The organism is Psychrobacillus sp. FSL H8-0483 (genome assembly GCF_038637725.1).
In the GTDB taxonomy this organism is placed as follows: Bacteria; Bacillota; Bacilli; order Bacillales_A; family Planococcaceae; genus Psychrobacillus.
In genome coordinates this window covers 3,095,874-3,121,518 of sequence record NZ_CP152052.1, presented here as the reverse complement: position 1 = coordinate 3,121,518, position 25,645 = coordinate 3,095,874, and the positions used below count along the sequence as shown (strand labels likewise).

Annotated in this window: 21 protein-coding genes; 15 read left to right on the top strand and 6 right to left on the bottom strand. The window is 36.2% G+C overall.

From position 1 onward, the window contains the following. Window positions 1–11: 11 nt before the first annotated feature. From MHB48_RS15055 to MHB48_RS15045, 3 genes are all read right to left on the bottom strand, one after another. On the bottom strand, window positions 12–755 hold the full coding sequence (locus MHB48_RS15055) for a hypothetical protein (protein ID WP_342598781.1): 744 nt from the start codon (window positions 753–755) through the stop codon (window positions 12–14). A 47-nt stretch (window positions 756–802) separates the two neighbouring features. Beyond that, window positions 803–2,137, bottom strand: a complete 1,335-nt coding sequence (locus MHB48_RS15050; protein ID WP_342598780.1) for a phospholipase D family protein — start codon at window positions 2,135–2,137, stop codon at window positions 803–805. Window positions 2,138–2,664: 527 nt separating this feature from the next. After that, window positions 2,665–3,303 carry a 2OG-Fe(II) oxygenase gene (locus MHB48_RS15045; RefSeq protein WP_342598779.1) on the bottom strand — a complete coding sequence of 213 codons (639 nt, stop codon included), beginning with the start codon at window positions 3,301–3,303 and terminating at the stop codon, window positions 2,665–2,667. Between the two features lie 720 nt (window positions 3,304–4,023). Here MHB48_RS15045 and sstT point away from each other — a divergent pair. Beyond that, a complete protein-coding gene (gene sstT / locus MHB48_RS15040) occupies window positions 4,024–5,262 on the top strand; it encodes a serine/threonine transporter SstT (RefSeq protein WP_342598778.1) in 1,239 nt (412 codons plus the stop codon). A 232-nt stretch (window positions 5,263–5,494) separates the two neighbouring features. Next, the gene (locus MHB48_RS15035; protein ID WP_342598777.1) at window positions 5,495–6,673 is read left to right on the top strand and encodes a NupC/NupG family nucleoside CNT transporter; all 1,179 of its coding nucleotides are present in this window, start codon (window positions 5,495–5,497) and stop codon (window positions 6,671–6,673) included. Window positions 6,674–6,798: 125 nt separating this feature from the next. Here MHB48_RS15035 and helD read toward each other — a convergent pair whose 3' ends face one another. Together helD and MHB48_RS15025 are read right to left on the bottom strand one after the other, a co-directional pair. Further along, window positions 6,799–9,132 carry an RNA polymerase recycling motor HelD gene (gene helD, locus MHB48_RS15030; RefSeq protein ID WP_342598776.1) on the bottom strand — a complete coding sequence of 778 codons (2,334 nt, stop codon included), beginning with the start codon at window positions 9,130–9,132 and terminating at the stop codon, window positions 6,799–6,801. A 219-nt stretch (window positions 9,133–9,351) separates the two neighbouring features. After that, window positions 9,352–9,825 (bottom strand): Hsp20/alpha crystallin family protein, encoded by a 474-nt coding sequence (locus MHB48_RS15025; RefSeq protein ID WP_342598775.1) that lies wholly within the window; start codon window positions 9,823–9,825, stop codon window positions 9,352–9,354. A gap of 107 nt (window positions 9,826–9,932) precedes the next feature. On the opposite strand from MHB48_RS15025, the gene MHB48_RS15020 reads away from it, so the two are divergent. Both MHB48_RS15020 and MHB48_RS15015 read left to right on the top strand, forming a co-directional pair. After that, entirely contained in the window at window positions 9,933–10,109 is a 177-nt protein-coding gene (locus MHB48_RS15020; RefSeq protein WP_342598774.1) for a hypothetical protein, read from the top strand. Between the two features lie 123 nt (window positions 10,110–10,232). Continuing rightward, a complete protein-coding gene (locus MHB48_RS15015) occupies window positions 10,233–10,442 on the top strand; it encodes a hypothetical protein (protein WP_342598773.1) in 210 nt (69 codons plus the stop codon). 63 nt (window positions 10,443–10,505) lie between these two features. Here the strand turns inward: MHB48_RS15015 and MHB48_RS15010 are convergent, their stop codons facing one another. Further along, window positions 10,506–13,535 carry an efflux RND transporter permease subunit gene (locus tag MHB48_RS15010; protein ID WP_342598772.1) on the bottom strand — a complete coding sequence of 1,010 codons (3,030 nt, stop codon included), beginning with the start codon at window positions 13,533–13,535 and terminating at the stop codon, window positions 10,506–10,508. 352 nt (window positions 13,536–13,887) lie between these two features. On the opposite strand from MHB48_RS15010, the gene MHB48_RS15005 reads away from it, so the two are divergent. The 11 genes from MHB48_RS15005 to MHB48_RS14955 all read left to right on the top strand — a co-directional run bounded on the left by MHB48_RS15005 (window position 13,888) and on the right by MHB48_RS14955 (window position 25,644). Further along, window positions 13,888–14,238: a VOC family protein gene (locus tag MHB48_RS15005; protein ID WP_342598771.1), complete on the top strand. Its 351-nt coding sequence runs from the start codon at window positions 13,888–13,890 to the stop codon at window positions 14,236–14,238. Between the two features lie 60 nt (window positions 14,239–14,298). Then, complete coding sequence (locus tag MHB48_RS15000; protein ID WP_342598770.1) at window positions 14,299–14,790, top strand: MgtC/SapB family protein; 492 nt, start codon at window positions 14,299–14,301, stop codon at window positions 14,788–14,790. Window positions 14,791–14,999: 209 nt separating this feature from the next. Further along, the gene (locus tag MHB48_RS14995) at window positions 15,000–15,323 is read left to right on the top strand and encodes a hypothetical protein (RefSeq protein WP_342598769.1); all 324 of its coding nucleotides are present in this window, start codon (window positions 15,000–15,002) and stop codon (window positions 15,321–15,323) included. Window positions 15,324–15,945: 622 nt separating this feature from the next. Then, a complete protein-coding gene (locus MHB48_RS14990; RefSeq protein WP_342598768.1) occupies window positions 15,946–16,689 on the top strand; it encodes a CpsB/CapC family capsule biosynthesis tyrosine phosphatase in 744 nt (247 codons plus the stop codon). A gap of 69 nt (window positions 16,690–16,758) precedes the next feature. Next, window positions 16,759–17,499, top strand: coding sequence for a Wzz/FepE/Etk N-terminal domain-containing protein (locus MHB48_RS14985; protein WP_342601400.1), 741 nt, complete (start codon window positions 16,759–16,761; stop codon window positions 17,497–17,499). Continuing rightward, window positions 17,492–18,196 (top strand): CpsD/CapB family tyrosine-protein kinase, encoded by a 705-nt coding sequence (locus MHB48_RS14980; RefSeq protein WP_342598767.1) that lies wholly within the window; start codon window positions 17,492–17,494, stop codon window positions 18,194–18,196. The genes MHB48_RS14985 and MHB48_RS14980 overlap by 8 nt, the downstream gene beginning before the upstream one ends. 51 nt (window positions 18,197–18,247) lie before the next feature. Continuing rightward, the gene (locus tag MHB48_RS14975; protein WP_342598766.1) at window positions 18,248–20,041 is read left to right on the top strand and encodes a nucleoside-diphosphate sugar epimerase/dehydratase; all 1,794 of its coding nucleotides are present in this window, start codon (window positions 18,248–18,250) and stop codon (window positions 20,039–20,041) included. Between the two features lie 473 nt (window positions 20,042–20,514). Beyond that, window positions 20,515–21,606, top strand: a complete 1,092-nt coding sequence (locus tag MHB48_RS14970) for a DegT/DnrJ/EryC1/StrS family aminotransferase (RefSeq protein ID WP_342601399.1) — start codon at window positions 20,515–20,517, stop codon at window positions 21,604–21,606. Next, window positions 21,603–22,859: a glycosyltransferase family 4 protein gene (locus tag MHB48_RS14965; protein ID WP_342598765.1), complete on the top strand. Its 1,257-nt coding sequence runs from the start codon at window positions 21,603–21,605 to the stop codon at window positions 22,857–22,859. Before MHB48_RS14970 ends, MHB48_RS14965 begins: the two co-directional genes overlap by 4 nt. Window positions 22,860–23,072: 213 nt before the next feature. Further along, entirely contained in the window at window positions 23,073–24,299 is a 1,227-nt protein-coding gene (locus tag MHB48_RS14960) for an O-antigen polymerase (RefSeq protein ID WP_342598764.1), read from the top strand. 34 nt (window positions 24,300–24,333) lie between these two features. Then, window positions 24,334–25,644, top strand: coding sequence for a nucleotide sugar dehydrogenase (locus tag MHB48_RS14955; RefSeq protein ID WP_342598763.1), 1,311 nt, complete (start codon window positions 24,334–24,336; stop codon window positions 25,642–25,644). The last annotated feature ends 1 nt before the right edge of the window (window position 25,645 follow it).

The window sequence follows — 25,645 nt, the reverse complement described above, 5'->3', positions numbered from 1 at the left end:
AATTTGATTTGTTATTCTTCTTTTTTCTGTTTATCGAAATCTTCACGTATTTTTTCAGCGGTTACTTCAGGGAAGTGTTGAAGTAAAGATTCTAAAATAATATTCTGGGTAGTCATTAGAAAAACTTCTTCGAAAGTATTTACAGCTTTTTGAAGTTGATTTACTTGTTCATAATACGGTAAATCGTTGGTGTTTAATAATAATACTTCTACTAAATCAGTTAGCCTAATGTTTAATTTCATTAAATTATATCCTATTAACTGATCTAAATAATAAAGATTTATATCTCTTTCATCATCAGATTTTGAATATCTAGAAATTATAAGTTCACCAAATGAGAAGGCCTCTTCTACATCCTCAGAACTAATGACATTTTCAGAAGGAATGCTTTTATAATTAAGCTCCCTTGCGATTTTATCTTTATTATAAAAAGTTAAATTAAGAGCTAAACTCAGCAACAATGCCTTAAAAAATGGCACTTTATCTAAAGGGATGGCATACGAGCCTGTAATATCTTTGAATAAACTTTTTGAGAATTCTTTTTCCTCATCAGAAGAATCGTATCTAGTTATGAAATCAAGGAATTTAGATTCATATGTTCTATAAGAAAATGTTACTTTCTTTTTTGTACGCTCTGAATTATAAAAAAAGTTTGTTAAAAAAGCCTCTAATTCATATTCACCCTCTAGCTCTTTGCTAATTGCTGAAATGGAAATAGTTTCTTTATTTTCTTTGTTTCGGTTAAAATTACTCATTATTAGGAACACATCCATATTAATTATTTTTTTTGTTAAAATAGAAGTTATCTAACATCTACGGGAATTCTAAAAGTCATAGCTTTATATAGTGGGAGAATAGCTTCAAATGTCTCATAAACTTCATTTATAATATTTCGTTCGGTTTTAATACGTTCATCATCAACATCATAATGTCTCATACAAAAACTTTCGAAACCGTCCATATCATATTTTCTATAGAAATCTATAAATTCTTGAGCTGTTCCACTATCTATAGCGAAATAGGCATGAAGTCGATTTTCTCGATTGCTATAAATATGCCAAACAAATTCATAACCGGTAATATCATTGTATATATTTTCAATTTTTTGTTTCACTTCGTACCAATGATCATCTACATGACCTCTATCTACACCATCACTTGCTGTACTATGAAACATACCCACATTAAGACCTTCTGACCCAATAGATAGCTGTAAACAGGCATGTTTATGAAATTGTTGATAAGGTGAAGATTTTTCACCGAATCCTTTTTGGCCAAAAAAGTCGAGTTCAGACTTATCTTTACCATATCGCATCCAGATACCTGTGACACGATAAAAATTAAATGGTGAAGGATCGATGCCACTTGTTAGATGTTCTGGTCTATAGTGTGGGTACAGGTCAAGTTTTTTGGCAAACGGTTCAATTTCTTCGTTTAAAGTAAATAGTTTTTTTTGTGTATCTTTTCGTTGAAGTCGAATTGCTGATGATCCATCTTCCCAGTATTTTTCTGCCAATATAGAGTAGTCAGCGACATTAAAATAAAAATCCTTTAAATCTGGATAATAACTCTGTGTGCATTGCTTCTCGTAGACAGTATTCAATTGCTTCTTTATACTTGCTATTTTCTTTTGCGTGATTTCATCAAGAACTTCTTTAGGGTATTGCTGATATAGTGCAATAACTTCTTCATTTACCTCAATACAAAGTTGCCATAAGTCATCCCAAAATTCTTCAAGCTGGTTTTTAGTACTTTCACTTTTTACTGTTAACTCGAAGTTATTAAATAGACCACCTTCAGTTAAATTAGCTGAACCACTATAAGTAACAATAAGATCTTCAGTATGAATTTCGTATACTTTAGTATGTAAAAATGGTTCATTTACAATGTAGACAGTTGAAAAAGTAGAAAGCAACTTTAATATTTTTTCTGGCTCATGTTCATTAAAACTAGAGCTACAATATATTTCAATATTTTCAGCTGTTAAATTTAGGGCCTCTATTGTCTCTTTTAAATATTGTGCACCTTTGATAGAAATGTAAGCTGATGCAATTTTGATAGACTGGATTGTATTACTTGTTAATTCTTTCTTAAAATCATCAAAGAAGGTGGAAGTTTTCCAAAAATAAGAAACCATTTAAATATCCTCGCTTTCTATATATTTACAAATTAATTGTAAATGAAAAAGTATTTATTAAGATGTAGTATAGCTCATCTAAGTTATCGTCATTATCACTACGAATTCGATAACGCACAATGGAATCAAATAATATATACAGTTTTAAAAGTAATCGAAGAACTATATATTAAATTTTGACATAGGTTAGATGAAATAAAATAAAACTGCAACATATATTTTTAATTATACGTAGTCAAATACGTAGTTAATCATTTTCTACAGTAGCTATAAATCCTTGAAAACACTAGTGTTATAGCATTTCTCGAGACGGTTGGTTCGACTCCCGCCGCTCCATACTCAACATTTTAAAAACCTTCTAATTCAAATGGTGAATTAGAAGGTTATTTCTATTAAAGCCTATACTAAATCTGGTTTAGGATAAAATTAGAAATATAAAAGTAAATGAAATGCTCAACAAGAATACTAAAAAACTATTCCCTTCGTTTCTAATATTTCAGTTAAATAGTCGGAATTAGCGCACCTTTTCACCTTAATTTTTGCTTTCTCATCCATTGCGTTGCGATCCACTTTTCACCAGTTATAACTGGTGCTCCACCATGTAAAGTTAAATCGTTTAAATTTTGATCGTTATAGAAATACTCGAAATAGACTGCCATACCTTTTTTGGGCGATACTGAAAAATTCAGTTTAGGAAAAAAAGTTTCTCCACCTTGTTCTACATCATTTAAGTACATAACGAGTGTACTGATTCTATTATTGTTTGCTACTTTACTTGTTGATGAAAAAAAATCATAATGAGCTTTATACTCTTGACCAGGAGTATACTGAAGGATTTGAATGCCTTCTCCATGTTCAATTGGTATATTCATAATAGATGAGATCCTTTTTTCGACTCTAGCAACAATTACGTTTTCACTTTCTTCAATAAACATACTACTACTTGTTCTCAGTTCATTTACTTCGCGTGTCGTGCTAATTTTTGAACGTTTCATTTTGTCCTTAGACAATCTGATTAGTTCCTCGCACTCTTCGTTACTTAAAACATTTCCTAACATCACTATCAATGGCTCCTCTAATCTAGTGATTATGTCAATCTCTCTATCTGTAATTATTTTATTTCCAAGGTGATCAAATATAGTTTGCTCTTTATTCTCCGTTATCAACTTCAAACCACCTCTTAAACTATTTAATTTTCAAAGCGAGTACGTTTTTGGGTAATGACTATACGTGTTAACGGTCTTCTTTTACTTCAAATACTTGAATATCAGAGTATGCTATCTTCTGGAATTAATTTCATTTTATTTTATCATAATATTTTTACATATCGCAAATTTGTGAAAATTTTAACAAAAGGATTTTTTCGCAAATATCGTTGCTATTTGAGGAAGAAAATAATGATAAATAACTTCTGCTCAATGGTTCCAATTAAATATTTTGTGAAAAAATACTTTAGCTAACGGGTAGCGTTGATCTAGGATGGATTATCGATTCATTTTATTTAATTTATTGTGCTAACAAAGCAGAAAAGATAATGGAAGAATGTAATTTAATTACGTAAATTAACTCGAGGATATATTCTTAATAAATAGGGTGTCTTCTGTTGAAACATGACTTATATAATTCAGTGATTGTGGCTTTTTTGTTGTTTTCATGATGTCCTTGCCCTGTCCATATGCTCCCAAAATTGCAGCTAACACAAGGATGGTATTCATAAGATATCCCAAAAGATAACAAAAAAATTCAATACAACATTCTAAAAATTTGTGTTAGAATAAAATATCAGTCTACTTAAAGTTAAAATAAGTATAAATTATTTTAACGGGGAGAAGTGATTGTGCTTTTTTTATCATGGGGGTTTTAATAAAATTTTGGGGGATAGTAGAATGAAAAATTTATTTGTTAAATGGAATCAAGTGAGTCTAGTAAAAAGGATTTTTATCGGTATTATTGTGGGCCTTATCTTAGCTTTAACCGTTCCTAATGGCGCAAGTTGGGTCTCTATTTTCGGTTCTTTATTTGTCGGTGCATTAAAGGCAGTTGCACCAATATTAGTATTATTCATAGTGATGCACGCGATTGCCGTACATAAAAGTGGTAAGAAAACGAATATGAAATCGATTCTTGGTCTTTATGCTATTGGTACATTCCTAGCAGGGGCTGTCGCTGTAGTTGCAAGCTTTATGTTCCCAGTTACATTAACACTGACAACAGGAGCAGAAGACCTTTCTCCACCAGAAGGTATTGCGGAAGTTATTCAAACATTACTATTTAACATAGTTGCCAATCCAATTGATGCAATTATAAATGCTAACTATCTAGGTATATTAATGTGGGCAATCGTTCTTGGGATTGCATTAAAAAATGCAAATCAAAACACGAAAGACATGATCGGTAGTTTTTCGGATGCAATCACTAAAATAGTACAATGGGTGATTAATTTAGCACCGCTTGGTATTATGGGGCTTGTTTTTAGTGCAATTGTAACAAGTGGTCTTTCTGCTTTACTTGATTATGGTAGATTAATATTGATTTTAGTTGGATGTATGTTGTTTATCGCGCTTGTAGTGAATCCGTTAATCGTATTCATCTATACGCGAAAAAATCCTTATCCACTTGTTTTTATGGTTTTAAGAGAAAGTGGTATTTATGCATTCTTTACACGTAGTTCAGCTGCAAATATTCCGGTAAATATGAAATTATGTGAAAAACTTGGCTTAGATGAGGATACTTATGCAGTGTCAATCCCTCTAGGTGCTACTATTAATATGGCTGGTGCAGCCGTTACAATTGCTGTGCTAACTCTTGCAGCCGTAAATACGCTTGGTATTGAAGTGGATTTTGTGACTGCACTTATGCTAGTTGTTGTTGCAGCTGTCTCTGCAGCGGGTGCATCAGGTGTCGCAGGCGGATCACTTTTACTTATCCCGTTAGCATGTAATTTATTTGGAGTTCCAAATGATATTGCAATGCAAGTTGTTGGTGTTGGTTTTATCATCGGTGTTATTCAAGATTCTTGTGAAACTGCACTGAATTCATCTTCTGACGTACTGTTCACGGCTACAGCGGAGCACGCTAAAGATCGTAAAGAAGGTAAAGTAGGTAAAGTAGTTACTAATTCTTAGAAACTACGACAATAGTAAAAAGAATAAATAGACTGCGATTAATGAAGGTTTAAAAGCCACGATTACCGAAGATGATTCGGTGATTGTGGCTTTTTTTGCTATCTATATCGTGAAAAAAAGACAAGAGGGAATAGTTTCCTTGGACATGATAAGTAATAAATGTATACTTATTAAGTGAGTTGAATGGTCAGACGTTCGACCTTCTATTAATACAACTTTGTGGAGGCATAAAATGAATTATTTAATCTCAATCGTAGGCTTAATTGTTGTTCTGGGTCTTGCGTGGGTTGCAAGTAACAATCGGAAAGAAATAAAAATCAGACCAATTATCCAGATGCTCATTATTCAAGTAATTTTAACTTTTTTATTACTGAATACCAAATTTGGATTGATTATTATTGAGGGAATCGCAGCTGGGTTTGAAAAATTACTCGAATTCGCTAATGAAGGAATTAATTTTGTATTCGGTGGCCTTGCGAATGAAGGACAAGCTCCTTTCTTCTTAACTGCTCTACTTCCGATCGTATTCATTTCGGCTCTGATTGGAATTCTGCAGCATATTAAAGTGCTTCCTTTCATTATGAAATGGCTTGGATGGGCAATCAGTAAAGTAAATGGCATGGGTAAATTGGAATCTTACAACGGAGTAGCATCCGCTATTGTTGGACAATCTGAAGTATTTATTACCGTGAAAAAACAGCTTGGACAATTATCCCCTCAACGTCTATATACACTAAGTGCGTCAGCGATGTCTACTGTATCGATGTCTATTGTCGGAGCTTATATGACGATGATTGAACCGAGATATGTCGTAACTGCAATCGTGGTTAATTTATTTGGAGGATTCATCATTGCTTCCATCATTAATCCATACAGTGTCAGCGAAGAAGAGGATATCCTAGTGGTGCAAGAAGAAAAACAGAGTTTCTTCGAAATGCTGGGCGAGTATATTTTAGATGGATTCAAGGTTGTAGTCATAGTTGCGGCGATGTTAATTGGATTCGTTGCATTAATGGCAGGAGTAAATACCTTATTTGATATGATATTTGGAGTCTCGTTCCAAGAAATTATTGGATATGTCTTTGCCCCAATTGCGATTTTAATGGGTATTCCTGTTTCAGAATCAGTAACAGCTGGCGGTATTATGGCTACCAAATTAGTTACAAACGAATTTGTAGCGATGCTCTCATTAAATGATTTAGCGTCAAATTTGAGTGAACGATCAATCGGAATCATATCCGTTTTCCTTGTTTCATTTGCAAACTTCTCTTCCATTGGAATTATTTCAGGTGCTGTAAAAGGTCTTCATGAAAAACAAGGAAACGTTGTAGCACGAATGGGCTTGAAACTTTTATACGGTGCAACATTAGTAAGCGTATTAACAGCAATTATTGTAAGTATTGTCCTATAATCAGAAAAAGAAGATCCGCTAGAAGTTTAAGGAGTTCAGGTAATATGGAGAAAATCTTAAACGACAACTAGTGAAAAAAACAGACCAAAGCATTTAAGCTAAGGTCTGTTTTTATTTGAATGTGATTATGGAAGTAAAGTCTCCTGCTCAACATTGCGTAAAAAGGGGCTTGGTTCGCCGACGCTGAATAGCTGCAAGTAATGCATAGCCCTGGTGCAGGCGGTGTAGAATAATCTGCGAAGACTCTCATCGCCGTATACTTGTGCAGATGCGTCATAAATGATAACGGCGTCGAATTCGATACCTTTTGCCAAATACGCCGGTATGACGACAACCCCCTGTTCATATTCAATGGAGCCTCTGTTTACGAGTTTAATTTCATCAATGCTATTCAGTGCTTCATATGCGATGGTGCTTTCCACAGCGGATTTGCATATTATCGCAATTGTATTATATCGCTGATTCCGAAATTCTGCGATTTTGGAAGCAATGCAGCGGTGCAATTCGGCATGGTCAGACAATTGTGTCATTACAGGTGGCTCTCCGTCGCGTTCAAAAGCACTAATCTTTTCACCATTGGGCACGAGTTGGCGAGTAAATTCAGCGATCGGTTTGGTGGATCTGTAGCTACGGGTCAAAGTTATTGTATCTGTTTCATCCGGACCGTATAAATCGGTTAGCGTGTGGAAATCACCTGTTTCGCTAGCATGGGCGAATATCGCTTGGTTAAAGTCGCCAAGCACAGTCATTTTTGCTGCAGGAAATAAACGCTTTAAAAACTCGAATTGAAACGGAGAATAATCTTGGGCTTCGTCAACAATCACGTGTTTGATCGAGCTGTTCATCTGGAAGCCTTGAATTAGCTCTTTTAAAAGTAAAAACGGTGTAGCATCTTCGTAATAGAGTTTCCCTTCGTCAAGCATTTTCACTGACGATAGACAAATATCAGCCCACTCCTCGGGTGTTTTTCCTTCTATCCACAGTTTAATCCGCGTTGGATCAGTGAAAAGCTGCTTGTATATTCCTTTCATATGAACGAAATGAAGCGACTGGATCTGTTTGCGCAGGGACTTCAACTTTTTGCGAACGATCAAGCGGCTGAGTGCTTCGATCTCACTTTCATAATTGTCAAACGTCTCTTCCGTAAAGCCTTGTTTTTTTCGTAAATGAGTACGAGCCTTTTGGTAATCTCCGTTGCTAAGCAGCTCAATTTCTTCCTGTACCCATGGTTCGGTCAGCTCGCGCTTCTCCGCTTCATTCACCTGCTTGTTAAGCCATTCCACTAATTTCTCAATCCTATTATAAAAGCGAAGCGAGGTGTCACTACTATAAAACCTATTCGTGATTTGTTCAGCTGTAACGATTGGTTTTCCTCTAAATTTAATTCCTTTGAAGATCATGCCGGATAATTCCAGTGACTGCCTGTAAGCTTTAATCGCCTCGAAAAAATGAGGGGATGCCTTGAATCGGATGCTTGCAGTCCTAGTTTGGTAGGAAGGGGTATCCGATGCAGTCAATACAAATTCCAATTGCTCGTAACTATTCTCCAGATGAAATGTGTCGCTTAGCCGATGGTTCAAGTAATCTTGGAATGTGACCTGCTGCATATTCTCTTCTCCGAGCTCAGGCAATACAGTAGATACGTAGCTGTTAAACATCGCATTTGGAGAAAATAGAATAATTTGATCTGCTTTCAGGCTATTCCGATACTTGTATAGCAAATAAGCAATCCGTTGCATGGCGGCAGATGTCTTGCCGCTCCCAGCGGCACCTTGCACGATGAGCAACCGCTTATGGTCGTGCCGGATGATCCGATTTTGTTCTTGTTGAATGGTGGCTACAATGCTGTGTAAATGTTTATCTGTGCCTTTGCCGAGCACTTGTTGTAAAATCTCGTCACCGATGGTGAGGCTAGTATCGAACATCGATTCGATAACGCCGGCATGAATAATATATTGCCACTTTTGTTCCAGCATGCCGTGGATCATTCCTTCAGGCGTGTTGTATTTGGCAGGACCAGGTGGGGAATCGTAGTAGAGGCTTGAAATTGGTGCTCGCCAATCGTAGACTAGGAAATTTTCTCCGCTAGCATCCCTAAGTGTGGAGACGCCAATATAGATACGTTCTGCCTTAGAAGTTCCTTCTTCGGTGAAATCGATTCGACCGAAATAAGGGACCTCTTGCATGCGCTTCAGTGCGGATAACCTCTTGAAGGCTTGGTTGTGAGTGCTTTGAGTTATGGAAAGATTCTGAGCCTGTTGTCGCAAGCTGATAATCGTCTCCAGATAATCGTCGAAAGTATCTGTGTTTACCTTGACGTCATCCCAAAAGTGTTTGCGGAAATCGACTACTTCTTTACGACGTCGAGTGGTTTCGCCTTCTACCTTGCTGATTTGTTCCGTAATTGTCTCCATTACGCTGTTCACGCGTTCTTGCTCTTGTCGAAATTCGGTATCCATATCAAGCGCTCCTTTAAAAAATGAATTAGTAGTTGACCGAAGGGGAATTTTGATATATAATGATAATAGGGATATTATGTTCATTGTAAGAAAAAGTGTTTTCCTTTACTAATTTATCACAAATTCTCGATTCTTTCAATATATTTAAAACGATTGCCATTGATCGTTTATAAAGCAAAAAGCTACAATCACCAAGTCTTGTCGGTGATTGTAGCTTTTTTAGTCTTCAATTGTTAGGTACCTTCGCTTAAGATGTTCTTTTGGGAAGGTGATTTTTAAAAGTTCATTGTGAAAAGAGACTTTTGCTTCTTTTTCAGGAATGGTATAGGGTAGGGAGACAATGTGCTCTCGTCGTTGAAAAAATTGTTTTCTACCGGTATGGGTCGGATAATTAATTTCTTCATGAAAAGAGTCCTCCACACCGATCCTTAACCTGTTCCCGATAATCTCTAATTGAATCTGGTTTCGATTGCAACCTGGTAACTTTACTTCCACAATCATCTTTGAGTTGGCTTCATACGTGTCCACCGAGAGGGAATTAGGGATGAGATGAGTGTTCATTTGCTGAAAGAACTGTTGGAAATAAGCGTCCATCTGATGAATTAAATTCCAAAGTGGTTTAGGACCAAAGTTAGATGTCTCGATGAAGTGATCGATTTTCCCTTGTGGAAGATTGTCGTTTTCAAATGTCATTTATATCCCTCCTTCTATTATTGATATCATGAATAAATTATGTAGGAGTGGAAGAATGGTAGTGGGCGACACGCATGTAACTGAGTTGGTATTTTAGAGAGTTTCTCATGGAGCCAAAATGGACTGAAAAAGTGGAAGGCAAGCAAGGAAAACCAAATCCGCACAACTCTATCGAAAAAAGATCGGCTGGAATTAGTAATTCCGGACCCGTTATGGCAGCGTCTAATAAACGTAAAAGGTTGGTTGCCTGTAGAAGAGTAAAACGAAATTTAGGCTTTGTTTAATATTGATTGAAATGATGCTATAATAGGGAACTCAGGTAGATTAGGAACTCATGAGCCTAATTGAAAGGAAGATATCCGAACTTTTCCTGGTTAAATTCGGAATCACTTCGGAGGTGTATGGATATGAATAAAAAATGGACAATTGAAGAAATACGCGAGTATGTTAAGAAGAATTCAGAGAGTGAATTACTTTCTAATGAATATATAGGTTACTCGCAGAAACTACAGTTTAAATGTTCATGTGGAAATACTTTTGAAAAAACGTTTACCAAATTTAAAGGTAACAATCAGAAAAAGTGTTCAAATTGTCAAGAAGCTAGACCTTCGCGTTAATAAGAAACACATGAAAACCAGATCATAGCGTTTAAGCTATGGTCTGGTTTCTTTTTGTTCACATTAAATAGCTTCCTGCTCAGCTGCTTGAGCCATACGCTGTTTCTTAGATTTTCTGAAATAAAGTAATTCATATATACATGGAATCACAATTAGAGTTAGAAGAGTAGCCATAGCTAACCCGCCAATAACAACAATCGCAAGACTTTGTGATACTAAGCTTCCTGTTTCAGCTTGCTTCATTAATAGTGGAAGCATCGCACAGATGGTTGCAATCGCAGTCATGAAGATTGGTCTCATCCTTGTAGCGGTTGCCTCGACAAGTGCATCACGAATAATCATTTTTTGTTCATTTTGTTTCACTCGGTCTAAAAGTACAATTGCATTTGTCACGACGATACCAATGAGCATTAATGCCCCTAAAAGTGCTGTGATATCAACTGAAATTTGGCTGACGACAATTCCTAAAATGGCACCAATTGCAGCAAGTGGCAATGAGCAAAGAATAGCGATTGGTGCTTTGATTGACTTAAATGTGATGACCATAATTAAAAATACAATACCGATGGAAACAAGCATAATAAGGAATAAATCTGTAAAATCTTCTGCTTGTTGACTACTTGAACCACCGATTAGAACGTCGACATTCTCTGGAATATCCATGCCTTCATTGTCCTTTTTATCACCGAAGATCTCTAGATTTATTTTACTTGAGATTTCTGATAGCTTTGCAGGATCCACTGATGCAGTTACTCGAAGGTAGGCATCCCCGTCTTTATGGAACTGATTAGTTGAGCGCTCTTCACTTTGTAACGTAGCAATGGATGATACAGGGACAAGACCTGTATCGGTCATCACTTGTATCTTTTTCAAGTCTTCTGGTGTTTTCGTATCTAGGAGTGGCTCCAGGTATACAGTTTTTTGCTTATCATTTAAACTAATTGTTCCAATTGGTGTTTTATTTAACATCACACCTAACTGTTGTGCAACTTGTTCTGTATTTCCTTTTGTAGGGTCAACTACAAGAGAGTGTACAGTTTTCTTTTCATCTTGATTGGTCGTAACTTCCTCTACGCCTTCAATGTCCTGCACTTTTTCTTTAATAGTAGTTGCTACTTCTTCCAAATCCGCTAAGTTTTCACCAACTACATCGATTGTGATATTAGTACTTGCTCCTCCCATCATAAAGGAAGATGCACTAACTTCTAAAATGGCATCAGGATATTGTTCCTTTTTCTTTTCCATTTCTTTCACGATGTGTTCTGTATCTTTTTTATCATTCAATAAAATACTGAAGGTTGCTTCAGTCGACGATCCAACCCAGCCATATTGAGCTGCTTCCGCTGGAGAACCTACTTGTGAAAACACATGTTGCACTTCATCCAAAGCTAGAATAGATGATTCCACTTCCAATGTCTTTTCCTTTACTTCTTCTATTGGTGTATCATTCGGGTAAGTGAGGGTTGCCATGACATAGTCAGCAGAAGAATTGTCAACTGCTCCTTTTGGGATGACAAAATAAGTACCGATTGATCCGAAGAATAGAAAGATGGAAATCGTAAACACAATCCATTTATGGTTTAAGGACCATGTAACTATTTTTGGAAAACGAACAGCTGGTTTATGTTCAGGCATCTTTGCATTCTTCAATAATCCTGCACTCATAACTGGAACAACAGTTAACGCGACAATTAATGAAGCAAGCAAGGAATACGTAACCGTTAATGCAAATGGTAATAGGAATTCTTGCAGTCCTCCATTTAATAAACTCATAGGTAAGAAAACGGCAACTGTTGTTAATGTAGAAGCAGTAATAGCGACTCCCACTTGTTTAGTTGCGTCAATAATCATTTTTACAGAGAGTTTCTCTGTTTGCATTTTACGGAAAATATTTTCGATTACAACAATACTATCGTCCACTAAGCGTCCAACCGCAACAGCGACACCGCCAAGCGTTAAAATATTCAATGTCACACCAGACAATGACAGTAGGAATAGTGTGAAGCAAAGTGATAAAGGAATCGAGACGATCGTAATAAAAGTAGAACGGATATTTCGTAAAAAGAGCATAATGACAATCGTTGCAAATAGTGCACCAAGAAGAACTTCTTTTATCATCGTATGAACGGAATTTTCGACTAAATCAGCAGAGGATATGTAAACAACAGATTCCTGCTGTTTATACGCTTCGTTGATTTCCTTTGTTACTTTTTCTACTTCTTTACTAATAGTAACGGCATTAGATTGACTGTCCTTTGTAATGCTAATGTCTAAGCTGTCCTTTCCATTGAAACGGCTAATAAAATTCGAATCTATCGTTTCTTCAACCGTTGCAATTTCGCCTAGCGTTACTCCAGGTACTACCGTTAATCCTTTCAATTTTTCTATGCTAGTTAAATCACCGATTACTTTGATATTACTTGTTTTTCCATCCATATTCTTTTCGCCGACAGAAACAGCAGTATTTTGTCCTTGAAGAATACCCATAACTGCTTGAAGAGAAATTTGATTTTCAGCCAATTTTTCATCATCTATTTGGACGGAAATGACGGAATCTGTAACCCCATAAACATCTACACTGGAAACACCTTTGATTTCTTGATATCTAGAACGAAGCTCTTCACGAGCAAATTCCATATTTTCTGTCGTCTTACCTTCTTCAAAGGTAACAGCAATGTTCACAATTGGAATCATCGAAGTATTAAGCTGTGAAATGGTTGGCTTAGATATATAGGAAGGTAAAGCTACGTTGCTCAATGCATCTTGCACGTCCTGTTTGGCTTGCTTCATATCATATCCAGCCTCGAAGAACAGGTCTACTTTAGAAAATCCGTCTCCGGTTGTAGAATAAACAGATGTTTTTCCGTTTAATCCTGTAACGGATCTTTCAATCGGAATGGTTACTTCTGATTCCATTGTTTTAGAGTCAGTACCATGGCCCATGGAAATAATGGTTACTTGCGGATTATCCGCTGAGGGTAAAAATTCCATCGGGAGTCTAAAATAGCTGACAACACCTATCGTTAATATTAAAACGGTTAATACAGCGACAGCGGCTCTGTTACCAAAAGCCCACTTTGTAAAAATCGACATAAAAAGTTTCCTCCTAAAAATGACAAATTTAATACCAATTAACATATTACAATAAATGCAAACTAAAAAAATAGACTATTATTAAATTTAAAAAAATTTACATAAATTTAATTCAATTCAAACTATGTGCTCCCTTCTTTCCATTGTTTCAATTGCAACTTTATTATAAAAAATAGAAATATATTCCACAGTGACCCTTAGAATTATATTTTTCTAAGACCTGAGACTTAGAAGATAATGGTATTTATTCCACTGAAGAAAATTGATGGCTAATTATTGGAGTAACATTTAAAAAGGATTTAGTTATTTATTAGCGAAATAAAGAAAGAACATATAATAGGAGGACAAAAAAATGAGCTTAATTGAAAGAATAGATACGGTCTGTATAAAAGTTAGGGACATGGAGGAAGCTAGTTCTTGGTACCAGGATGTATTGGGTTTGCAGGAATATTATAAGGAAGACCATTATGTCATTTTGAATATCGGAGAAGGTAGTATACCTTTAACACTTGAAAAGGGACAGCCAGTTACGAATGAAAATTCTACATATCCGATTTTCTTTTCATCCAATCTAGAAGACACTTTCAAGGGACTTACTGAAAAGGGAGTCAAAGTGTCTGATATTCAAAAGGATGGATTAAATACTTTTTTTACTTTTTATGATCTCGATGGGAACAAACTTCAAGTTTGTTTTTGGGAATAAGCCTTATCTGATAGGAAAATGCTGATATAATTAGGTAAACTTTTTAAGGGAGTAATGCATATGGACTTTTTTACATCATTATTTAATTCACATTATGACCTGTATATTAGATTAGTGGTAGCGACGATTATTGGCTTGCTGATTGGTTTAGAAAGAGCCATCAAGCATAAGCCGGCAGGTATTAGAACGCATATTTTAGTTTGTTTAGGTTCTACATTGGCGATGTGTTTGTCCACTTTAAACCAGGGGCCGTATATGGATCCAATGCGCTTAGCTGCTCAAGTTATTAGTGGTATCGGTTTTCTCGGAGCCGGTGTTATTTGGCTAGGCAAGGATAATGTAAAACGTGGTTTGACCACTGCGGCAAATCTATGGATCACCGCTTGTGTCGGCTTAACGATTGGTTACGGTGCTTACGATTTAGCCATCATTACTGTAGTACTGATGTTCATCGCGATGAACTTGCCTAAGGTTTTTGAAAAAATGGGGATTTTACCGCAAAGAGGAAAAGATCATGACGAACATGACGATAGTGATAGCGATGGGGAGTAGCCATGAAGGGAAGTAAATAGTCAATACTCATTTTTAAAAGGCTGGTTTCTTATATTGGAAACCAGCTTTTTTTCTAGCAATCAGTGCTGGTATAGAAAAAGGTTTGATAAAGGCAGGATTTACGAAAACTCTTATTTTTGAAACTTTTTCCATGAATAAACGTATGGTAGTTAGTTTGTTAAATATTTGGAAAAAAGGGTGCGATTTGTATGAAAAAATGGATAACCATGTTCGCAACAATTTTTAGTCTAGCACTTATTCATTGGCTTATTTCTTACGGATTTGAGTGGAGCTTTTTTGACAGCATTATTCCTTTTGGCTTTATTGCTTTGCTAATCATTTTTTTATTTACGAACAAGAGCGGTGCAATTGGTCGGCAGATCGATTTGCAAATTCAAAGGTCGACTCTAATTAAGGTGGAAAATTCCAAGCGAGTAAATGAAGTATCATTTGTAATGGTCGGATCCGTAGTTTACTTTGTAATGGCGCTTCTTGTTTCCTTTTATGTATATAAAGATTACTTTATTAATTAACTTGGCATAACACCGGGGAACTGGTGTTATTTTTTATTTGGCTCTGTTAAATGCTTGGATTTCCTACGCAAAGTTCGTATCAGACAATAGTTTAAGAGGTTCTCTTGTTTTATCTGATCTATTTAGAAAAGGAAAGTGTATCGAAAGTAATCATTTGACTTGAAAATTCTAATTCTTTAATAACAATCATATTTACTGGCTGTCCTAACATATTGCTTAGGATGGCTTGTTTTGTATTTTCTTACCAAGCTTTAATAACTGGTACTTTTTTAGTAGGGTATGAATATATTGTATAAAAGCATTATTTTCCAAATATTAAGGGGACAGTAATTTGGAAAATATCAAAGATGACATGTTACATCAATCCAACCATTATCTATATCACAGCCTTGGAAAGAGGGCGGAAGACATTATTGCGAGTACTTTACTCCATATTTGGGCGTTCAGAAATAAGTCATGGCAAAAAAATGGAGCTCGAACAGTATTGTGTAGGTAATTAATCATTCGCGTTAGATGTGAAGATTATTGCCTCTACAATTTTTATAGTCATTCGAGGTAAAGGGGCTCATTGACAGCACTACTTTGAGTAACAAATTATTTGTGAATGAAAGGGAGCGGTAATTTGATTGTTGATATACATAATCACATTTTACCTGGACTGGATGACGGACCACAATCTATTGAAGAGGCTATACTACTTGTTGCAAATGCAGTTTCGAATGGAGTTACACATATTATTGCTACTCCTCATCATCGTAATGGGAAATATATGAACTCTTCTTCAGTAGTAAAAGAGGCTGTTGTTAATTTAAACAGACAGCTTTCAAAAAAAAATATTCCTGTGAAAATTCTTCCTGGACAAGAAATTTATATTTATAGTAACATTCTTGAAGATTTAGAAGGTGATCTTTTAACGCTAGCTAACAGTGGAAAGTACTTATTAATAGAGCTACCTAGAAATCATATACCACTGAATACTTTTGAGGTCCTTTATAAAATTCAACTAAAAGGATATATCCCAATCATAGTGCATCCAGAAAGAAATACTGTCCTCAGAAAGGAAAAGCAAAAGCTTTATGAGTTAGTAAGTAAAGGGGCTCTCATACAAATAACAGCAGCAAGTTTGGTAGGTACCGATGGTAGAAGTTTAAAAAGGTACACAGTGGATTTAATAAAACATAATTTAGTACACTTCATATCATCGGATGCACATCATTACCAAAAGCGACCTTTTTTATTGAATGATGCTTATCAGTATGTGCGAAAAAAGTTTTCGGAGAGTCTTGTAACTTATTATAGTGAAAATGCAAAACATGTAGTATTCGGTAAGGATATTCAAGCAATACAACCAATTAGTTTTAAATAAATTCGTCATTAATGAATGTACAATTGATGCTTTTTAAATGGAAGAGTAAAAGGGGGCATGACTACTCTTATGGAAGAAACAATTAGTCTACAAGAACTATTTAAAGTAATAAAGAAACGTCTTCTACTCATTATAAGTACATTTGTTTTAGCGGTAACAATTGCAGGCATAATCAGCTACTTTTTTCTGACACCAATCTACCAAGCATCAACACAAATTCTTATAAATCAGAAGGAATTTGATCAAAATCAATTTAACAGTCAAGACATCGATACAAATCTTCAATTAATCAACACATACAATGTCATTATAAAAAGTCCAGTTATTCTATCAAAAGTAATAGATAATCTGGATTTAAATATGACGCCAGATTTACTCAATAAAAAAATAACCGTTAATAGTGAACAAAACTCGCAAGTTATTAACGTTAGTGTAGAAGATACAGATTCGCAAAAGGCAGTCGATATCGCGAATATGACTGCCGATGTGTTTCAAGAAGAAATTCAATCATTGATGAATGTAGACAATGTCAACGTTCTCTCACCGGCTATTAACGTAAATGACATGTCTCCTGTTAAACCAAAACCAATACTTAATATGGCGATAGGTGCAGTAATCGGATTAATGCTTGGATTCGGATTGACCTTTCTCTTAGAGTATTTAGACACGACAGTAAAAACGGAGCAAGATATTGAAGAATTGCTTGAGTTACCGATACTGGGACTCATTAGCCCAATTTCTTACAAGAAAATAAAAAAAACAAAAAAATCGATTAGTCCCAATAGAAAGAGGGGATCAAAGGTTGTTTAAAAAACGTAAAAAAATGAAACAAAGAGCTGCACGAAAGCTTGTGACGAGCGTTAGCCCTAAATCGATTGTGTCTGAACAATTCCGAACCGTTCGAACAAACATTAACTTCTCGATGCAGGATAGCGGACTCAAGACTCTCCTTTTTACTTCGTCATCTATAGGGGAAGGAAAGTCAACGACCGCAGCTAATGTTGCAATTGTTTTTGCAAAAGAAGGGAAAAAAGTACTGCTAATCGATACTGATTTGAGAAAGCCGACAATGCATTATACGTTTCACAAGTCAATTTCGCCAGGAATAACTAACTTACTGTCAGGTCATGTGATTCTCGAACAAATAGTTAAAAGTACTGGAGTTAGTGGATTATACCTGATTACTTGTGGACCAATACCTTCCAATCCAGCAGAACTTCTTGGGTCTAGTTCAATGGATGCCTTTATAAAGGAAGCAAAAGAAAAATACGACATGATCATATTTGATGCTCCTCCAGCCCTTTCCGTTTCAGACGCACAAATCCTTTCAAATAAATGTGACGGCACTATTCTTGTCATCAGCTCAGGCACATCAGAGAAAGCAAACGTTGTAAAAACAAAGGAAGTGCTACAAGCTTCGAATGCAAATATTATAGGGGTGATTCTTAATAATTTTAAACTTGGAAAGGATCATTACTATTACCAATATTACGGGGAAGTAGAATGATAAAATGTGTACTTCAGCTTTGCGGCTGTTTTATTTAAAAGAGGTGTGAAATTGAATTACCCTTTGAGATACGCGATATTTTTAATCTTTGACTCATGTCTAGTTCTAATTGCAATTTGTATTAGTTATTGGTTAATGAGAGCCTCATCCAATTTAGTGCTGGATGCATTGGTCCTGGTCATTAGCTATCAGATTATGTCTTATTTTTTTCAATTGGATAGTCGCATTTGGAGAGCCGCTTCCATTCGAGAGTTGTTGGCGATCACTTACGGGGTAACCTTTGCTGTCACGTTAAAAAGTGTGATTCATTTTATTATCATCGGTGAAGTGTATTTTCGTGAACATGTCATTACTTGGCTATTACTGATGATATTAATCGGTGGATCGCGTTTTTGTTTGCGCCTTATCAATGATCGAACTTCTTTTAAACATAGAGGACAATTAAAGAGGGTACTAATTGTCGGTGCGGGAGAAGCGGGAATGATGCTTATTCGCAATATGAAGAGAAAGCAATCCCATGAATATGATGTGGTTGCGATCGTTGACGATAATCCATACAAACAAAAACTACGGGTGATGGACGTAAAGGTATATGGGACCACTAAAGACATTTCGCGTATTGTCCAAGAAAAACAAATTGATGTCATCATCTTAGCGATTCCCTCACTAGGTAAATTAGGGATTCAGGATATTTATAATCGCTGTGTCAATTTGAATGTAAAAATCAAAACGATGCCGAAAATTGAAGATGTGATGTTAGGTAAAGTAGCAGTCAATGATGTTCGACCGATTAAAATTGAAGATTTACTTGGTCGAGAAGAAGTGACACTTGACCTGCCAACGCTCTCGGATAAGTTATCAAAGAAAATAATCCTTGTGACAGGCGCAGGTGGCTCAATCGGGTCTGAAATTTGTCGACAAGTCGCGCAGTTTCATCCCAAACAAATCCTTTTATTAGGACACGGAGAAAACTCCATTTATACCATACACATGGAGTTGTCGGAAAAAGCGGAATATGGTGCGATTGAATTTATTCCGATTATTGCGGATGTTCAAGATCGAGAGCGGATTTTTGAAATTGTCGAACACTATCGGCCAGATGTCATTTATCATGCTGCTGCACATAAACACGTTCCCTTAATGGAATTCAATCCGAGAGAAGCAGTTAAGAACAATATTTTTGGGACTATGAATGTCGCACACGCTGCAAGTAGATATGGAGTATCGAACTTTGTCTTTATTTCGACCGATAAAGCCGTTAATCCAACGAATGTCATGGGGTCAACCAAACGAATTGCCGAAATGCTTATTCAAAATTTAGCAAGAACGAGTCAAACAAACTTAGCAGCAGTTCGTTTTGGGAATGTCCTTGGTTCACGTGGGAGCGTTATACCAAGATTTAGAGCGCAAATTGCTGCAGGTGGGCCTGTCACCGTAACACATCCTGAGATGACGCGTTATTTTATGACGATTCCAGAAGCATCTCGACTTGTGTTACAGGCGGGTGTCCTAGCGCGGGGCGGCGAAGTGTTTGTGTTAGATATGGGAGAACCAATTAAGATCGTGGATATCGCAAAGAACTTAATTCGATTATCGGGATTCAAAGAAGAGGAAATCGCCATTGAATTTACGGGCATTCGTCCCGGTGAAAAAATGTTTGAAGAATTGTTGAATGCCGAAGAAATTCAGGAAGAACATGTCTATCCCAATATTCATGTAGGGAAAGCGTATTCGCCAGAAGAAAACTTGTTGATGGCATTTTTGGCCGAAATTCAGGGACTTGAGATTGCTGAGCTAAAGCGACGAGTGATTGAAATGGCGAATGGGAAGTGGCAAGATGGTTGAGTTAAAGCGTTAGTCGAGTGGTCGAAGGATTTTTGGAAGTCTCTGTTTCTTTTAACATGGTTATTTTATCGGAAAAATTTACTTTTACATGGGATGAAGGACCAAATTCGGTCAGATCACAAGTGGGATGGTCCTCATTTGAGGTAATGAATACCAATTCCTGGTGAGTGCACAAGCAAAATGGTTCATCGAGATTATGAAGAACAAAACTCTGTTAGATTACAAGCGAAATGGTCTTCATCGATGGTATGAAGACCATTCCGCAGCCCAAAGCAAAAAGCCGTTCATCTCATGAATGTTCATCATGTTCGCGCCTAGCAACTTCACCCAACGCGAAAACACAAAAAATGCAATACCTATAACGATTAGAAAGAAGGAATATTTTGTCAGATCTCCTGAATGAAAAATGGAAGATTGATGGGAATTCTCAACCAAATCCAAAGGCAGAGAAAATCTACCTTTCATCGCCCCATATGAGTGATGAGGGGTTTGAGATGGCATTTATTCAAGAGGCTTTTGATACGAATTGGATTTCACCTCTCGGGGCAAATGTAGATCAGTTTGAGAAAGAGCTGGCAGAAAAAGTGGGAAGTACATCTGCAGCGGCCCTTTCATCAGGAACTGCAGCTCTTCATTTAGCTCTAAAAGCAGCTGGCGTCGAGCAAGGAGATATTGTTTTCTGTCAGTCGTTAACTTTTTCGGCGACGGCCAATCCCATCATTTATCAAAATGCCACTCCAATTTTTATTGATAGTGATGCTGAAACGTGGAATATGAGTCCTACCGCATTAGAAGAAGCGTTCCAGAAATATCCGAAGGTGAAAGCCGTCATAGTCGTACATTTATATGGGCTATCGGCGAATATGGACCCGATCGCCCGGCTTTGCAAAAAACATCAGGTTGCGTTGATAGAAGATGCGGCTGAATCGCTTGGAACATACTACAAAGGTACGCATACTGGGACTTTTGGAGACTATGGTGTTTTTTCTTTTAATGGGAACAAAATTATTACTTCTTCAGGCGGCGGGATGATAGTTTCGGACAATACAGAGAGGATTGCCAAGGTTCGATTCTGGGCTACACAAAGTCGAGATCCAGCAAGGCACTATCAGCATAGCGAAATAGGATTTAATTACCGGATGAGTAATGTCGTTGCCGGGATTGGTCGAGGTCAGCTGAGAGTGCTAGAACAACGAGTGGCCAAGAAAAAATACATTTTTGAATTTTATCAAAAAGAGTTAAGCGGCCTGGATGGTGTGGAGTTTATGCCCATTCACGATTGGAATGAACCGAACTATTGGTTAACTGCCTTGACCCTAAACGGAAAAGTTCGTCCACTAGACATTATGAAAGCTCTTGAAAAAGAAAACATTGAATCAAGGCCAATTTGGAAGCCGATGCACTTGCAACCATACTTCGCGAAATACGATTTTATAGGAGCCAATGTATCAGAAAAGTTATTTGAAAATGGTGTCTGTTTGCCATCTGATACAAAAATGACCGATGAGGACTTGGGAAGAGTCGCGGACGAAATCAAAAAATTGTGGGGAGCTTCAAAAAATTGAAAAAGAACATTTGGATCTTCAACCATTATGCCACCGATACGTTTAAAGACCTAGGGGGACGGCATTTTTGGTTTGCTGAAAACTTAATCCGCCAAGGACATCAAGCTACCATTTTTTGTGCAAGCACTCTTCATAATACAGACGAGAATATTGATACAGGAAGTAAAAAATACAAAACAAATGAAGTAAATGGCATTCCCTATGTTTTTATCAAAACACCTAGTTACGTTGGAAATGGCAAACAACGAATTAAAAACATGATCGTATTCTATCGAAATCTGTTCCCCGTCGCAAAAGAGGTTGCAAAAATTCACGGGAAGCCTGATGTGATCCTCGCTTCAAGTGTTCATCCGCTAACTTTAATAGCGGGCATTAAACTCGCGAAAAAGTTTGGCATTCCTTGTGTTTGTGAAGTGCGGGATCTATGGCCTGAGTCCTTAATCGAATATGGCTCGATAAAAAGAAATAGCTTAGTCGTCAATCTGCTATATCGTGGGGAAAGATGGATTTATAAAAAATGTGACAAATTGATTTTTACGATGGAGGGTGGGAAAGATTACATAATTGAACGAGGGTGGAACAAAGAACGCGGCGGACCGATTGATTTAACGAAAGTGCATCACATTAATAATGGTGTTGATTTAGAGCGTTTCACTGAAAATCTAAAGCGTTATATAGTAGTGGATCCTGATTTAAACAACCCCAAACTGTTTAAGGTTGTGTACACAGGATCGATTCGGAAGGCAAACAATGTAGATCGAGTTGTAGAAATTGCAGACATCATCCAGCAAAAAGGTGTTAATCATATAAAGTTTTTAGTTTATGGGCGAGGAACAGAGAAAGAGAATTTAGAAAAATATTGTGTCGAACATGGAATTAAAAACATTCAATTTAAAGGGTTTGTCGATAAAAATCATATCCCGTATGTTCTCAGTAAGTCCGATTTAAATATTGTTCAGCTTTTTTCAAAAAACGGGCTCAAACGGTTTGGTACGAGTGTGAATAAAATGTTTGAATACTTTGCAAGTGGGAAACCAACGCTTTCAGGTTGTGAATATGGGTACGATCTCATTCAAAAATATCAATGTGGCATTGTGATCGATAATGCTAGTACGAATCAGCTTGCGGAAGCCATTATTAACCTGTCTAATATGCCTCAGGATGAAGTTGCAATTTATAGTCAAAATGCATTAAAAGCCGCACAAGACTATGATTTTAAAGTGTTAACTAGAAAGCTTGAACAGTTACTATAATTTTATAGATTGGTGGTCAGGATGGGCTCTATAAAGGAAAAATGGATAAGAATTCTGGAAGGATTACTTCATCAATGATTTTACATCACCAAAATTTTTAGGTGGAGAATTTTCCTTAAATACAGATCTATGTGAGGATGTGATCTGTCTATTATTAATATTACATTTAAAAAAAAATATCTATATACACTATTCGTGATAATCGTTTTTAAAATGCTATTGGAATACGGTTACTTTTTATTTGTAAATCCAGTATTTGAATATGAAGGGTTTACTATTAAGATATCAAGCTTTAAATTATTCGAATCTTACCTAGTAGTTTTCATCTTAAGTATTTTTATAATTAAATTAGAAAATCTAAGTTATCCAAGCAAAATTGTAGTATATGTACTGTTTATCAATTTATTTTTACCTATTTCATCACTTTATTGGTTACAGGATCATTCACGAGAATTTTTTCTAACCATTTCACTGTCATTTTTATTACTTTTTTATATTCTAGTAAAAACCCCAATGCTAAAACTTCCTACTTTAAAAGAGGGAAAAAATTTATCATTTTTAATATTATTTTTCTTAACCATGATTGTTTATGTTTTTTTAATCGTTACTGGTGGTCTACAAAGAATAAATTTTAATCTTTCAGATGTTTATTCAACTAGAGAAGAATTTAACGCTAGTAGTGATAATTGGTTAATGGTTTATTTATTGCCTTGGCAAACGCATATAACAAATTTGTTCTTGTTGATTTATGGATTGATCAGGAAAAATAGAATATTAGTCGTTATTTCGTTAATATTACAAATTTCAATTTTTGCGATGACAGGACATAAGAGTTATCTTTTTGCGCCTATTCTTATTTTTGGAATTTATTATTTCTTTAAAAAAGGTTATCAGAACAATATATTATTTTTTATCACATCTGCCTTAATATTTTCACTAAGTATTTTATATATTTTGTACAGTATTTCTAATAACCCAAATATATTATCGCTCTTTTTAAGAAGGTTATTTTATGTTCCTGCACAGTTACATTTTTTATATTTTGATTTTTATGAGAACATGACGAAATTTAAGTTGTCCGCATCTTTCCTTTCTTTTATCATTGATAATCCATTTGGTACTAATCCAGTTTATTTAGTAGCACAAAAAGTATTTGGTAGAGACTTTAGCCCTAACGTAGGTATATTCGGGGATGCTTATTTGAATTTCGGAATAATTGGAATTCCACTTTTTATGTTGATCTTAGGGGGAGTATTAAAAATATTAGATAGTGTGTCAAAAAATACTCCATTAGTTTTATCAACTGGAATTATTATCATTCCTGGAACTGCACTAGTTGATGCAGCCCTATTTACTAGTCTTTTAACTCATGGAATATTATTTGCAATTTTTGTTATATGGCTAACTAATTCCGTGGTTAACGGACACGAAAAGACTTGATGGCAAGCTCAAAAAAAAAATGATGGGTGGAAAAATGGAGACTATAAAGGAAAAATTACTTAATAAGACAGCAACACTGGGGGTCATAGGGTTAGGTTATGTTGGTCTTCCTCTTGCTGTGGAGAAGGCAAAAGCAGGGTACCGGACAATCGGATTCGATATACAAGATTCTAAAGTAGTAATGGTAAATTCCGGTATCAACTACATTGGAGATGTTGTGAACGAAGACCTTGAACAAATCGTACAATCCGGCTACCTTACCGCCACCTCAGATTTTGCACAGGTTGCACAGGCCGATTGTGTCTGTATTTGTGTGCCGACACCGTTAGACCTCTATAAGCAACCGGATATTAGTTATGTGAAAGCTTCGGCAGAAAGTATTGTTCCATATATGCATAAAGGAATGTTAATCGTTTTAGAATCTACAACCTATCCCGGTACTACAGAAGAACTCCTGAAGCCGATTTTTGAATCAACGGGTCTGAAATGTGGGGTTGATTTCTATCTTGCGTTTTCGCCTGAACGAGTTGATCCGGGGAATTTACGCTATAAAACGAAAAATACCCCAAAAGTGGTAGGGGGAATCACTGTAAAATGTACGGAAATCGCAGCGAGTTTATATGAGAGCATTTTAGAAGCACCGATTTATCGGGTTTCATCACCTGCGATTGCAGAAATGGAAAAAATCTTAGAGAACATCTACAGAAATATCAATATTGGCCTCGTCAATGAATTAGCCATTCTTTGTAACAGAATGGGTATTAATTTCTGGGAAGTGGTCGATGCTGCTGCAACGAAACCCTATGGATTTCAGGCCTTTTACCCAGGGCCCGGTTTAGGGGGCCATTGTATTCCACTAGATCCCTATTATTTATCATGGAAAGCGCGTGAATATGGGTTTCACACATCCATGATTGAGTCTTCCATGATGATCAATGACCGAATGCCGGAATACTGTGTGGAACGAGCAAGTAAAATTTTAAACAAATCGAAAAAGGCGTTAAGTGCATCACGCATTTTAGTCCTTGGTGTCGCGTATAAACAGGATATTGAAGATTATCGAGAAAGCCCAGCGATTCGAGTTATCGAAGTATTAGAAAAAAACGCTGCTGATGTGATCTATTATGATCCTTATATTTCAGAATATCGTGATGAACACGGTGTGATCAAAAAAGGTGAATCAAAATTAACTGCGGAGCTTATTGAAAGTGCTGATTTAGTAATGATCACAACTGCCCATACAAAGGTAGATTATGATTTCGTTCAGCAACATGCGAAGGCAATCTTTGATACGAAAAATGCCATGCAGAATGTTTTGAATCGAGAAAAAATCGAATTGTTGTAAG

Bases quoted from the DNA above. Each gene is read 5' to 3' on its own strand.
- MHB48_RS15055 (WP_342598781.1), bottom strand. From the start codon at position 755: ATGAGTAATTTTAACCGAAACAAAGAAAATAAAGAAACTATTTCCATT.
- MHB48_RS15050 (WP_342598780.1), bottom strand. From the start codon at position 2,137: ATGGTTTCTTATTTTTGGAAAACTTCCACCTTCTTTGATGATTTTAAG.
- sstT (WP_342598778.1), top strand. From the start codon at position 4,024: ATGAAAAATTTATTTGTTAAATGGAATCAAGTGAGTCTAGTAAAAAGG.
- MHB48_RS15035 (WP_342598777.1), top strand. From the start codon at position 5,495: ATGAATTATTTAATCTCAATCGTAGGCTTAATTGTTGTTCTGGGTCTT.
- helD (WP_342598776.1), bottom strand. From the start codon at position 9,132: ATGGATACCGAATTTCGACAAGAGCAAGAACGCGTGAACAGCGTAATG.
- MHB48_RS15025 (WP_342598775.1), bottom strand. From the start codon at position 9,825: ATGACATTTGAAAACGACAATCTTCCACAAGGGAAAATCGATCACTTC.
- MHB48_RS15020 (WP_342598774.1), top strand. From the start codon at position 9,933: ATGGAGCCAAAATGGACTGAAAAAGTGGAAGGCAAGCAAGGAAAACCA.
- MHB48_RS15015 (WP_342598773.1), top strand. From the start codon at position 10,233: ATGAATAAAAAATGGACAATTGAAGAAATACGCGAGTATGTTAAGAAG.
- MHB48_RS15010 (WP_342598772.1), bottom strand. From the start codon at position 13,535: ATGTCGATTTTTACAAAGTGGGCTTTTGGTAACAGAGCCGCTGTCGCT.
- MHB48_RS15005 (WP_342598771.1), top strand. From the start codon at position 13,888: ATGAGCTTAATTGAAAGAATAGATACGGTCTGTATAAAAGTTAGGGAC.
- MHB48_RS15000 (WP_342598770.1), top strand. From the start codon at position 14,299: ATGGACTTTTTTACATCATTATTTAATTCACATTATGACCTGTATATT.
- MHB48_RS14995 (WP_342598769.1), top strand. From the start codon at position 15,000: ATGAAAAAATGGATAACCATGTTCGCAACAATTTTTAGTCTAGCACTT.
- MHB48_RS14985 (WP_342601400.1), top strand. From the start codon at position 16,759: ATGGAAGAAACAATTAGTCTACAAGAACTATTTAAAGTAATAAAGAAA.
- MHB48_RS14970 (WP_342601399.1), top strand. From the start codon at position 20,515: ATGAGTGATGAGGGGTTTGAGATGGCATTTATTCAAGAGGCTTTTGAT.
- MHB48_RS14960 (WP_342598764.1), top strand. From the start codon at position 23,073: ATGCTATTGGAATACGGTTACTTTTTATTTGTAAATCCAGTATTTGAA.
- MHB48_RS14955 (WP_342598763.1), top strand. From the start codon at position 24,334: ATGGAGACTATAAAGGAAAAATTACTTAATAAGACAGCAACACTGGGG.